Raw genomic sequence first — 12,605 nt, forward strand, 5'->3', positions numbered from 1 at the left:
AATATTAACATTAAGATAGAAACTTGAATATACTTAAAATTATTTAGCTATGTTGTAGGTTTGAATATGACTATTAAAAACACTGAAAATTCCTATGGTTTAGTTACAAAACTTCTACATTGGATAGTTGGAGTTATGATAGTGTCAATGATTATAGTTGGTTTTTCTATGCAAAACATAGAATATCCTGTTATAAAACAGCAAATTTACGCCTATCACAAGGCTACAGGCGTGATGGTATTATTACTAGTATCCATAAGATTGCTATGGCGTTTAATTAATATCAGAGTAATCTTACCAAGTGATTTACCAAGATGGCAAAGAAATGTTTCTACCTTAAATATCAATATACTCTATCTTTTAATGTTTATAATGCCAATCAGTGGTGTGTTAATGACCATTCTGTCAGGTCGTAACATTGATATATATGGACTGTTTACTATCACTTCATTCATTCAGAATGCATCATTTGCCAAAATATTTTACAAAATGCATGAATTTTCAGCATTTATTCTCTGTGTTTTAATTGCTCTGCATACTTTAGCTGCCTTTTATCACCATTTTGTAAGAAAAGATGATGTATTGAAGAGAATGTGGTTCAATAACAGGCATAATTGAAAATGTAAGGAATTAGGCAACTTTTGGAATTGCTGCATATAACTATGTATAGTCCTCTATAATATAAAAGCATTGTGGATAAGTTTGTGAATAAAAAATGAATGATCATTTTGTAAAATCCATGTTCAACTTAATTTTACATCTTATTAACAAGCAAATATATTGCTATAATTGCTTAAAGTATAGATTAAATCTTATTAATATCTTAATTGTAAATAGAAAAAATATTAATGCCATTGACTAATTTTTACTTAGTGCATAACTTTTATCGTGTATAATCAAATTAATTAATCAATGATAAAATTCAGACTATAATAGAAAACCATCCATATCATAAATAGGCTATGCTCGATGAGAAGTAATATTTGTATAATACTCCTACCAGTTGTTTTTATGTTATTATCAGCATTTTCGAATCTAGACTTTAACAAAAATAATAAGGAATTTATTAGTTTATTGAAAGATACAAAAATTACTGTTGTTGCTCCTGCCTCAGGGGTAAGCAGTGAATTATTATCTAATTTAAAAAATATTACTTCATTGAAACTAGATATTTCAAATAGTTGCTTTGGAGGAAAAAGCTTATTCCATTCTACCGACGATAAAACAAGGTTATCGTGTTTAGAAAACGCGTTACTGGATCAATCAAATGACGTAATATGGACACTTCGTGGGGGATATGGTTCAGCAAAATTGATTCCTGACTTACAACGCATGAAAAAACCTATAAAGGAAAAGTTTTTTATAGGGTTTAGTGATATGACTGCTTTACATATTTTCTTTTCTCAAGAATGGGGATGGAAGACAATTCATGGTAACGGAATCATTGAAATATTTAATCCAACAAGAGATCATCAGAATTTTATAAAAATAGCAAAAATAATTTCTGGTAAAGAAACTCTAGCTAAAATTAAAGGGTTATCAGCAATCAACCATGCTGCAAAATCTAGCAAAATTGTTACAGGTAATCTTACTGGCGGTAATCTAACCATTGTACAAACATCTATAGGTACATCATGGCAAATAAAAACAGCAGATAAGATTCTTTTTTTGGAAGATGTTGACATAAAACCATATCAGCTAGATCGCATTTTATATCATTTAAAACAAGCAAGGCTGCTAGATCATGTAAATGCTATAATATTTGGGACTTGTGGAGGTGATGGTAAGAGTATCATTACTGTTCTTACTGATTTTGCAGCAACCTTAAAAATTCCAGTATTTAAGACTAATAGGTTTGGTCACGAGCAAATTAATGATCCAATTATTTACAATACTAGTACAAAAATTATTTCTTCTAATGATAACCAGTTCGAATTAATAATGAAATGCTATTAAGAATAATTCTAAGTGAACCCAAGAAGGTTTTAGCCTATAGTCAATTGAAGAGAATTGAGTAGCAGGAGCGATGGAGCGACACCTATATGTAATAGGCGAAGGATCGAAGACGACGTTACCAAATTTTCCTCAATTCACTATAGCTAACATCAAAGTTTTTGCAGCCTGTATGCCAGAATTTTTGCAATCTTTTGAATTAGAAATGTCACTATGAAAAACTATTTTACTACCGTCAAAATCAGAAAGCATAAACTCTGTATGAATATCATTACCTATATACGTTGAATAAGCAGCTATAGGAGTTTTACAATCTGCATCTAAATGTTCCAAAAATGCCCTTCCAGCTTGCATTAGCTCCCATGTTTCAAGATGGTTAATTTTATTACATATTTCTTGCATTTTATTATCATTTCTTCTTATCTCTATCGCTGTAACTCCCTGACCTACAGATGGTAACATCTCTTTTGTCTCTATTAAGTGGCAATATTGTGTATTAAATAGTCCTAATCTTTTTAAACCACTATAAGCTAAAATGGTTGCATCAACATCACCTTGCATTAATTTTTTTATTCTTGAATCAACATTTCCTCTAAAAGTAACAATTTTTAAATCAGGTCTTTTTCTTTGTATTAGGATTTTTCTACGAGCTGAAGATGTACCTACCTTACTAGCAAAAGGCAGTTCTTCTATTGATTTATAATCTAAGCAGACAAATACATCTCGTGCATCTTCTCTCTCAAGTACAGCACATATCATCAATTCTGACGGTAGTTTGCAAGGTACGTCTTTTAAGGAATGTACAGCTAAGTCAATTTCGCCATTTATAAGAGCATTTTCTATTTCTTTTAAAAATAAAGCTTTGCCACCTATATCATACAGATTTTTATCCTTAATCAAATCACCAGAGGTAATTATTGGAACTATTTCATAAATTATGTTTGGATAATGAATTTTAATTTGGTCTACTACTAAATTTGTCTGTATTAAAGCCAAAGGACTTCTTCTTGTACCTATTTTTATTACTTTCTTCATAGAACCTAGCTATTTTCTCAAATGCAGATCTTTTTATTACTGTTAATCTACAAAACTCATTATCTCCAAAATCTTGTAATTACATATATTAAATGATAAAGATTATTTTTATCATCATGATCATTTATTGTAGGTTACACAAGAGCTTTAATATAGAAATTACTTCTATGTCCTAATTTTTGCTATTCATAACATTGTTTAGTTATGCCTGTAATCTGTAAGTACTTCATCAATAACACGCCATGATTGTGTGACTTCTGCAGTATTTGTACCCGGGAGGTCTGCTGCGATAATTAAGGCCTTCCATAATGTCCATGCACGACCGCGACTCCAAGTGCCGGCGTCTAATGGAAGCATTATCCGAAAGATTTCCCGACTTCTTCCTTGAAATAACGTCCAAGTAATCGCCAAATCACAGGCTGGGTCGCCGATCCCTAGCCCTCCAAAATCAATTACAGCACTCAACTTTCCTTCTTGTACTAGCAGGTTGCCGGTGCTGATGTCACCATGAATCCATATTGGCGAAGCTTGCCAAGTAGTAGTCAGAGCTTCTTCCCAAATTTTAGTAGCAGTGCTGATATCGATCTTGTTACTTAATGCAGAGATTGCTTGTCGTGTCTCAGTGTCGTAGATCGTTAGAGGTCCACCACGATAGAAGTTATGTAAGCCTGGTAGAGGTCCGTCCGTGGGATCAATGCTTTGCAGAGCGATAAGAAATTGTGCGAGATTGGTTGCGAAGTCACCTAGGTCGGCTATGTGTGCAGATGTAGCAGTTTCGCCCTCAATCCAGCGGTAAATGGACCATCGCCATGGGTAGCCTTCACCAGCTTCTCCCATTGCTACAGGCAGTGGAATTGGAAGTGGCAGCAAAGATGCCAATCTAGGCAACCACTTTTGCTCTTTTTCTACCTGTATTGCATACCTCTCGCTACTAGGCATGCGTACAAGCATGTGCTTACCCAAGCGAAATGTTCTGTTGTCCCAACCACTGAGTTCGACCGGCTGAACAGGCAAATCTCTAAATTGTGGAAACTGGGTGGCTACTAAGCAACTCACAAGTTGACTGTCTATCATTAAATTGCACTGCTTATTCATTACTTCCGTGACAATATTTATATTTCTTGCTAGAACCACAGGGACATAACTCATTTCTAGCCACTTTTCCCCAACTTGATGGGTCTGATTGTACTCTATCCTGTGGATTGACTTGAGTTTTAATGGTTTTAAGTTGAGTTTCAATACTAACACCAGCATTATATTTATTAAAAGCTGAGTCCTCCCTAGTTTCTCGCATTGTCTTTTGAAGTTTTTTATTTTCCAAAGACATTGACTCTTTTTTAATATGGCTAGTATCCATATGGAGATGACAAACTCTTTGGATAAATAATTCCTTCAAATTATCGAGCATTTGTTCAAATAAATTGAAAGCTTCTCTTTTATACTCGTTAAGAGGATCTTTTTGGGCATAAGCCCTTAGTGATATACCTTGTCGTAAATGATCTAAATTATGTAGGTGATCTTTCCATACTTGATCTAAAGTTGTTAGTAAAATATACTTAATTGCGTCATTCATCAAGTTAACGCTATATGCTTCCTCTTTTGCTTGGTACAAATCATTTACCATTTGTACAACGTTAGATACCACCTGTACTTCGGTAACATCAGCTTTTGTTATAGATTCATGCTGTAGTTTTATAGCAAAAATACGCTGCAACTCTCCTGTTAGAGCATTTATATCCCAGTCTTCTCTATAAGAACTAGGTGGAATAAAAGTTAATACCACTTTTCCCACTAGTTCTTTTGTCATGTTAGTTAAAAAATCATGTGCATCTTTTGACTTAATGATGTCACTGCGCTGTTCATAAACTATCTTACGTTGATCATTCATAACATCATCAAAACGTAATAAATTTTTACGTATTTCGTAATTATGTCCTTCAACTTTCTGTTGAGCTTTTTCAAGTGAACGACTAATCATAGGGTGATGGATTGCTTCACCATCTTTTAAACCTAACGTTCTTAAAACTCCGGAGATACGGTCTGAGGCAAAAATACGCATCAGATCATCTTCTAAAGACAAGAAAAATTTTGTATTGCCTAGATCACCTTGTCTACCAGCTCTTCCTCGTAACTGGTTATCTATCCTACGACTCTCATGCCTTTCAGTACCTATAACAAATAATCCTCCAGCCTCTATTACACGCTGCTTCTCTTCAGCTATCTGCTCTTTTATTTTTACTATTTCTAATTCATATTGCTCTTTTGCTAGGTTCTTTAGAGATAGTTGTTCTATTAGCATTTCCGGGTTACCGCCAAGCATAATATCTGTACCACGACCTGCCATATTTGTGGCAATAGTCACAGCCTTAAATCGTCCAGCTTGAGCTATAATAAATGCTTCCTGCTGATGAAATTTTGCATTTAAAACATTATGAGTTATTTTATTTTTGGTAAGTAAGTTAGAAATTTCTTCAGACTTCTCTATACTAACCGTTCCAACCAAAACAGGTTGACCACGATCATGACATTCTTTTATTAATTTTAGGATAGCTTCATATTTATCTTGTTTACTGCCATAAATCTCGTCATCATAATCAACTCTAGTAATTGGATTATGGGTAGGAACAGCAAGAACATCAAGATTGTATATGTCTTTTAGCTCTGCAGCTTCGGTCATTGCTGTACCAGTCATACCTGATAATTTGGGATAATTCCTAAAATAGTTTTGGAAAGTAATAGAAGCTAAGGTTTGATTCTCATTTTGAATTTGTACATGCTCTTTTGCCTCTAGTGACTGGTGTAACCCTTCAGAATACCGTCTACCTTCCATAACGCGTCCAGTAAATTCATCAATAATCATAACTTTTCCATCGCGTACTAAATAATCAACATCACGATTGAAGAGGATATGAGCCCTTAATGATTGATTGATATAATGAACTAAACTTAAATTTTCAAAATCGTAAAGGCTTGAATCTTTTTCAATAAGACTATTAGCTACAAGCATTGATTCTACATGAGTTATACCATTCTCAGTAAGATTAACTGTCCGTAATTTCTCATCTTTTTCGTAATCTTCATCTTTAAACTGACGAACTAATTTATCAATTGTGCTGTATAAATCCGAGCGATCGTCTACTGGACCTGATATAATTAGCGGAGTTCTTGCTTCATCAATTAAAATTGAGTCAACTTCATCAATAATAGCGAATTTAAAAGGTCGAAGTACCTTAGAATCTTCACTATATTTCATGTTATCTCTGAGGAAGTCAAATCCAAGCTCGTTATTAGTTGTATAAGTAATATCTGCTCTATAAGCGTTACGTCTATCATCATCACTGATATTAGCAACTATACAACCAACAGATAACCCTAGGAAATTATGAATTCTTCCCATCCACTCAGAATCACGTTTTACTAAATAATCATTTACCGTAACAACATGCACCCCTTCACCAGTAAGAGCATTCAAATATGCAGGTAATGTGGCAACTAAAGTTTTTCCTTCTCCTGTACGCATTTCAGTAATCATACCACGGTGCAATATCAATCCACCAATTAGCTGAACATCAAAATGCCTCATCCCATAGACTCTTTTTGAAGCTTCCCGTACAACAGCAAAAGCTTCATAAGTTAAGTCATCTAATGACTCACCATCTTTTAATCTTTGCCTAAATTGCTCTGTTTTATTTCTCAAATCATCATCAGAAAGTTTTTGTATTGAAGGCTCGAGCAAATTAATTTTTTCAATTTCTAAAGATAGTTTTTTTATACTTCTATCATTTGCTGTGCCGAATAATTTTTTAAGTAAAGAAAGCATTTATATCCTAGATTTAAATAACGCGAATTTGGGATAAGAATTTGTCAATTCTTATCCCAAATTCGGTGAAATTATCGAAACAATCAGATTTGAGACGGCTCTGCATCTGATTGTTAAATTAATATTTTGCTAAAAACATGATTTTAAAAGATTAAAATCATGTTTTTAGCTTTAGAAAGGTTTAAAATGCATTCGTAGAATCGCTTCAAGAATGCATTTTTCCTTATAACAAGCCAATTCGATATAAGAATTAACAATTCTTATATCGAATTGAGGTTAGTAAATATCCTGTAAAATATGATATTTTATGATATTTATCAAACAAATTGTAAATAGCTGTTGACGTAGAAGGGTTATCCTTATAAAATCCAGCTGTCATAAACAATATATAATAATGGATAACAAATGAAAAGAACAACTATAATTTTTTTAGCTGCTAGTTTACTTGCGAGTAGTGCTTTTGCTGATGAAGATAAAATTGTTGCTACTTATAAAGGTGGTGAAGTAAAAGAATCGCAGGTTATGCAACAATTCCAACCTTCTTTAGATACCCAACCAAGTGCTAAAGGAAAAAAGTTTACTGATTTTGACGCGAATATACAGGAAATGTTAGTAAAGGGCTATATCGATGCAAAATTGCTTGATCAAGAAGCCAAGAATTCTAATATTGAATCTTCAAAAGAATTCCAATCTAAGTTGAATATAGTAAAAAACCAATTGGTTCAGCAAGAATTGATGGAGCGTTATGTAAAATCTCATGTTGATGAGAAAATGATTAATGCTGAATATGATAAATTAGTTGCTAGCCTAAAAGGAAAAGAGGAAGTAAAAGTAAGTCATATTTTAGTTGCAAATGAAAAAGACGCAATAAATGTACAAAATAGACTTAAAAAAGGGGAAAAATTTGCTAAGCTTGCTAAGGATTTCTCAAAAGATGAAGGGTCTAAAGCAAATGGTGGAGAAATAGGCTATATTACTTCTGGACAGCTAGTGCCTGAATTTGAAGATAAAGCATTATCAATGAAAGTAAATGAAATCTCTTCTCCAGTTAAAACCCAATTTGGTTGGCATATAATTACTGTACTTGATAAAAGACCTGCACAAATACCTTCTAAGGAGGAAGCTATTGCTAGTATAACCAATCAACTTAGTAGAGATGTTATATTAAAGTATGTTGCTGATCTTGAAAGTAAAGCTGATATCAAAATAATGTTACCGAAGTCACAAATAACAAATGAGACTAAAAAATAATCTAGTATGACCTAATAACCTGAATTTGATGTAACTTGTTACGTTGAATTCAGGCTACTACAGTTGTAGTTACTACACAGAGCTGTCATTCCCGCTTCGGTGCGGAATCTAAAAAAATAAACCAAGATGGTTTGTTAGACTTTTTTAGACCCCGCACTGAAGCAGGGGTGACAGTCCTTCTCTTATTATAGCAAAAATCTTCTTTGGTTATAGTCAATTCAGGAGGATTTGGTGCTAGGAGCGATGGAGCGACGCCTTGTAATAGGCGAGCGACGAGTGACGACGTCACCAACTTCTCCTGAATTGACTATAACTATAAAGATAGCTCCGGACACTAATGAACCCACGCAGGGAATCAATATCTGCCTTGGTAATATTATTTTATCCTCAACGTGTTCTTGACCCCTCGAATGTTTTGCTAATCGCTTTACCTAGAGCTTCTGCTGATTTGGTAAAGTTATCATATGCTTTTCCACGTTCTGTTGCAGATTTACCAATAGATCCGATTAAAGCAATAGTAGATTTTAAAAAATCACCGAATTGAGTGATAACTTTTGGGGTTTTCATATCTTTCATAAAATTATCTTTGATATTATTTAAGTCATCAACTATTTCAGCAAGATTTTGTGGATTTGTCTTAACCCCTATTTTTCCTTCTATCTTCCGCAAGATTTTTGCACTTTCTGGGCTTACTTGAGCAACTTTAGAGTTAACTTTTTTTAATCCATCTCGGAGTTTGTCTATTATCTCATCATCATTTGGTACAGCATTAACAAATTGCTCCACTTTTTTCTCTGCCTTATCTGCTAATTTTGCTGCCCCTTTTTTTAATTGTTCTACAAAACTTTTTGGCATTTTATCCTCCATTTATTGGTTATTATTAAAAATTTTCATGATGTTCTGTTATAATAATATAATTAAACTGCTTGAATAGTTATCTTTTTTAAACATAGATCTAATAAGTTAAAATTACTTAACTACTACCAAATAATTGCTGTAAATTTTTCCATTCTAAGTAAGTTGTAGGATCGCTAGGACACATGCCAAAACCACATTCAAAATAAGTTGCAAACACATTAACAAGAGTGATAATTATCAAGCTAATCTCAATTAATGTAGGTACAAAACTAGGATAAAATTGTAGTATACTAAATTTACTTAGAATAAGGCTAATTATAGGAATTATAGACATTAATAGGATTAAAGAAAAAGAAATTATTGCTGACCATGTATAAAAATGTAACCCAAGGAAAGTATTACCATATCCTAAATCATGGGGTAAAATATGCAGCAAAACCTGCCTAAGCCCTACCATCAACGTATAAACACTAGAGATGAATATAATCATATCATATTTCCAAGAAGGATTATATATTATGCTAAGTAGTGCTCCAAGTCCGATAGCAATAAAACCGAATCTTTGTAATAAACATAAAGGGCAGGGTAGTTCATAATAAAAAAATTGGAAAATAAAGGCTACGACATTTGTTACTATGCATAAAATAGCAATAGCAATATATATAATTGTAGGTTGGCTTGAAACTGGGTTCATAACAAATTAAAAAGAGATATTTAAGTGGTCAGTAGCATGTAAGTAAAAATAGATACTAGCTATTAAAAAATTAATATAAAATAATGCTATGATGAAATTATAGCTCTTTTGACTATCTCTATGCCTATTAATTGTAAAAACATAAAACATTAAAATAAATATCAAGATCATAATTACCATTACTGTTGCCTGTTAAAGCTTAGTTTGCCTCTAGGCAAAGAAAATGTCAAGATATAATTTCGTATATGCTTAGTGCTAATATTATTTATGATATAATTAAAATGATGGACTCTACTTTTTAAGGAAGTTGCCTTAAAAATAAAACAAATTAGTTGCTTTAAAGAAGAATATTATCTAGCATCAAATATAGCTAGAATTTAAGAATAGGGTGGTAAAAATGAGTGACGGAGAAAATCCTAGAGAATCTTTTGATTATTATACAGATTTGATGATTGAAATAGATGAAGCTGGAAAGAAAGTAGCCAGTGATGGAGAAGATAGTCTAGTTAAAAATCAGGTCATTAATTCTCTATTTGACTATCTACTTGAAATTCCAAATAGAGTTTTGCTAGATCCTTCGATTCCACAAAAAAGCAACAAGGTTGTTGTAATAAATGATGTATTAGACGGCTTGGCTGAAACAATCAAGACTAATGCTGATGAATGTACAAAGATAGGAGAAAATACTGAACAATATGAGTTCGCATTGAAGAAAGCTATAGTGTTTGAGAAACTAGCTGACAAATTGGCACAATCCATACAGCAAGAGGAAATGCCTGATAGTTGGCAAGGATATGAAGATAAGTTGCAGACAATCATTGCTTCTACTAAAATAGCAGAACCTGCTCAAGAAGAACTTGCTCAGGACGTCTTTGTGTTGCAAGATATTGCTGAGGAAAATCTTAGAGCATTAGAAGACTATTCTTTTGACACTATCCGTTCCTCTTCTTTTTCTGCTGCCGATCGAGATGTTGACCCTATAACCAAAGCAATTAGAACCCAAATCTTAACCAAGCAGAGGGAGCTAATAGTTGAAACTCTAGTAAAGAATAATATAGTAGAACTAGAAGAAGTTGGAGATTTAACTAAATTTCGTGCGTACTGTGAAAATGAAGAAAACAAAGAGAAAATCAGTGAAGTTCTTAAAGGATCTGAGTTAAAAAGAGCTTTAGAACAAGTAGAAATTGCCGGTTACAAAAATGTTCATACCCAGTTTACAGATAGATTTAGTCCTATGGAATGGAAGGATGGAGCTGGAGAAAGTGGGAATGGTATTACTACTAAAACGCAGATAGTACGAGATGCAAGTGGTAACGAGATTTCTACATTAACAGAAGCAACACATCAAATAAATCCTCCTCAAACAGTGCAAAAAAGTGATGGTACTACAGTAGAAATTAAAAATTATAGGACGATAGATTTTCCGATAGAACTTAAGGATGGTGGTCCAATGCATTTATCGCTAGCGGTAAAGGATCAGCATGGCAGGAATATTGCTGCAAGTAAGGCTGTATATTTTACGGCTCACTATGATGATGATGGTAAGCTAATCGAGGTCAGCTCGCCACGTCCAGTTAAGTTTAATGGAACTGGTTCTGATGCAGTTGGGTATATAGAACATGGTGGACAAATCTATACCTTGCCAGTAACGCAAGAAAAATATAAAGCAATGATGCAAGAAGTAGCCAAAAACAAGGGACATGGCGTGGATATTTCACAATCTATCGATACACCATCTGTGGATCGTATTATGACTTCTCATCAGAAGACTGAAGAGTTGGGTAGAACAAAAGAAGCTGTGGTTTCCTCTCCTCATGAACTCAAAAGTGAAGAAGTAAAATTAGAGCTTAAAACTCCTGAAGTTGATCTCATGCAATTCCCAACAAACGATAGTATGGTACATACAGCTAGCAAATCAGCTATGCCAGCAGAGCATTCTGAGGAATCTGATCTTGTCCAGGGACACTCTTTTATATCAACAATAAACGATGATATGGTACATACAGCTAGCAAACCAACTATGCCAGCAGAGCATTCTGAGGAATCTGTTCTTGTCCAGGGACACTCTTTTATATCAACAACAAACGATGATATGGTACGTACAGCTAGCAAACCAGCTATGCCAAAGCATTTTGAGGACACTTTAGAAAAGACGGTGAGTAGTCTTAGGCAATCTCTATTATTTCCTCCAGTTCGGAAAATCAGTAAGGATATTACGAAACTAGCAGAATCTTTATATGCAAATTTACGTGGAAAAGATCTTGCAGGAAAAAAAGAACATATCAATGGAGAATTAGACAAATTATCAACTCCTCAAGAAAAGATAGAACTATTACAGGAATTGGTACGGGTTGAATCGGATAAAAGGATGGAAAAAGTTCAACAAATTGCTCTTGGAGGAGAGGAAGAAGCGAATGTAGGGCCGGTTAGAGTAATGACAACACAGAGGAAAGAAAGTATAAATGGATCTCCTAAAATGGGATGCCAACGGAAAGGAGAACATGTTAATGTTAAAGATGATGTAAATTTACAAAAATTCCTAAATGATAGAATTGTTGAAATTAAGCAAGAATCCAAAAAGCCAGTTACTACTTTTAAAACTCGGAAGGTAGGAGGTCATGGTGGTCCCTAATTTACTTTAATTTCAGTTTTATGTAAGCAGCAAACAAAATGCTATGCATTATGTAAAAATATAAACAAACTATTAGAACAGTTTGTTAGAAGACATCGGTTTGATAGTCTAGGGTAAAGTTTGTTCAATTTATTTGATTTAACTATGCCCCAAATGACAAAATCTGCAAAATGACAATATGTAGCCAGTAACTAAAATAGACTTCTTTCGAAACTCGCTTATACTGAAAGATTTGAAGGAGACACTTCACCTTGAACCGCAGCGTACTTGAATGTACATGAGGATTCGAGTCCCGGCTTGACGTACAAATCACCAGTAAAAGTAGAGTTTCGAAAGAAGTCTAATGTAAATTTTCATCCCAC

The 12,605-nt window shown here is 33.7% G+C and carries 9 protein-coding genes; 4 read left to right on the forward strand and 5 right to left on the reverse strand.

Features of this window, described 5'->3' with window-relative positions:
* The first annotated feature begins 66 nt into the window (after positions 1-66).
* Positions 67-618 carry a cytochrome b gene (locus AAGD26_RS00080; protein ID WP_341751698.1) on the forward strand — a complete coding sequence of 184 codons (552 nt, stop codon included), beginning with the start codon at positions 67-69 and terminating at the stop codon, positions 616-618.
* A 369-nt stretch (positions 619-987) separates the two neighbouring features.
* Entirely contained in the window at positions 988-1,956 is a 969-nt protein-coding gene (locus AAGD26_RS00085) for an LD-carboxypeptidase (RefSeq protein ID WP_375332398.1), read from the forward strand.
* A gap of 129 nt (positions 1,957-2,085) precedes the next feature.
* On the opposite strand, the gene hemC is transcribed toward AAGD26_RS00085, so the two are convergent.
* From hemC to secA, 3 genes are all read right to left on the reverse strand, one after another.
* Positions 2,086-2,988: a hydroxymethylbilane synthase gene (gene hemC / locus AAGD26_RS00090; RefSeq protein ID WP_341751700.1), complete on the reverse strand. Its 903-nt coding sequence runs from the start codon at positions 2,986-2,988 to the stop codon at positions 2,086-2,088.
* Between the two features lie 198 nt (positions 2,989-3,186).
* Positions 3,187-4,137 (reverse strand): aminoglycoside phosphotransferase family protein, encoded by a 951-nt coding sequence (locus tag AAGD26_RS00095; RefSeq protein WP_341751701.1) that lies wholly within the window; start codon positions 4,135-4,137, stop codon positions 3,187-3,189.
* Complete coding sequence (gene secA, locus AAGD26_RS00100) at positions 4,076-6,808, reverse strand: preprotein translocase subunit SecA (RefSeq protein ID WP_341751702.1); 2,733 nt, start codon at positions 6,806-6,808, stop codon at positions 4,076-4,078. Before secA ends, AAGD26_RS00095 begins: the two co-directional genes overlap by 62 nt.
* A gap of 405 nt (positions 6,809-7,213) precedes the next feature.
* On the opposite strand from secA, the gene AAGD26_RS00105 reads away from it, so the two are divergent.
* Entirely contained in the window at positions 7,214-8,059 is an 846-nt protein-coding gene (locus AAGD26_RS00105; protein WP_341751703.1) for a peptidylprolyl isomerase, read from the forward strand.
* Positions 8,060-8,446: 387 nt separating this feature from the next.
* Here the strand turns inward: AAGD26_RS00105 and AAGD26_RS00110 are convergent, their stop codons facing one another.
* Both AAGD26_RS00110 and AAGD26_RS00115 read right to left on the reverse strand, forming a co-directional pair.
* The gene (locus AAGD26_RS00110) at positions 8,447-8,914 is read right to left on the reverse strand and encodes a hypothetical protein (protein WP_341751704.1); all 468 of its coding nucleotides are present in this window, start codon (positions 8,912-8,914) and stop codon (positions 8,447-8,449) included.
* A gap of 118 nt (positions 8,915-9,032) precedes the next feature.
* Complete coding sequence (locus AAGD26_RS00115) at positions 9,033-9,611, reverse strand: disulfide bond formation protein B (RefSeq protein ID WP_341751705.1); 579 nt, start codon at positions 9,609-9,611, stop codon at positions 9,033-9,035.
* A 397-nt stretch (positions 9,612-10,008) separates the two neighbouring features.
* Between AAGD26_RS00115 and AAGD26_RS00120 the strand changes: the two genes are divergently transcribed.
* Positions 10,009-12,243 carry a Sca4 family protein gene (locus AAGD26_RS00120; protein ID WP_341751706.1) on the forward strand — a complete coding sequence of 745 codons (2,235 nt, stop codon included), beginning with the start codon at positions 10,009-10,011 and terminating at the stop codon, positions 12,241-12,243.
* The last annotated feature ends 362 nt before the right edge of the window (positions 12,244-12,605 follow it).

It is taken from the genome of Candidatus Tisiphia endosymbiont of Piscicola geometra (assembly GCF_964026415.1).
Lineage (GTDB): Bacteria > Pseudomonadota > Alphaproteobacteria > Rickettsiales > Rickettsiaceae > Tisiphia.

What these genes read in the sequence shown, in the direction of transcription:
- hemC (WP_341751700.1), bottom strand. Translation starts at nt 2,988, where the DNA reads ATGAAGAAAGTAATAAAAATAGGTACAAGAAGAAGTCCTTTGGCTTTA.
- AAGD26_RS00120 (WP_341751706.1), top strand. Translation starts at nt 10,009, where the DNA reads ATGAGTGACGGAGAAAATCCTAGAGAATCTTTTGATTATTATACAGAT.
- AAGD26_RS00110 (WP_341751704.1), bottom strand. Translation starts at nt 8,914, where the DNA reads ATGCCAAAAAGTTTTGTAGAACAATTAAAAAAAGGGGCAGCAAAATTA.
- secA (WP_341751702.1), bottom strand. Translation starts at nt 6,808, where the DNA reads ATGCTTTCTTTACTTAAAAAATTATTCGGCACAGCAAATGATAGAAGT.
- AAGD26_RS00080 (WP_341751698.1), top strand. Translation starts at nt 67, where the DNA reads ATGACTATTAAAAACACTGAAAATTCCTATGGTTTAGTTACAAAACTT.
- AAGD26_RS00115 (WP_341751705.1), bottom strand. Translation starts at nt 9,611, where the DNA reads ATGAACCCAGTTTCAAGCCAACCTACAATTATATATATTGCTATTGCT.
- AAGD26_RS00105 (WP_341751703.1), top strand. Translation starts at nt 7,214, where the DNA reads ATGAAAAGAACAACTATAATTTTTTTAGCTGCTAGTTTACTTGCGAGT.
- AAGD26_RS00095 (WP_341751701.1), bottom strand. Translation starts at nt 4,137, where the DNA reads ATGAGTTATGTCCCTGTGGTTCTAGCAAGAAATATAAATATTGTCACG.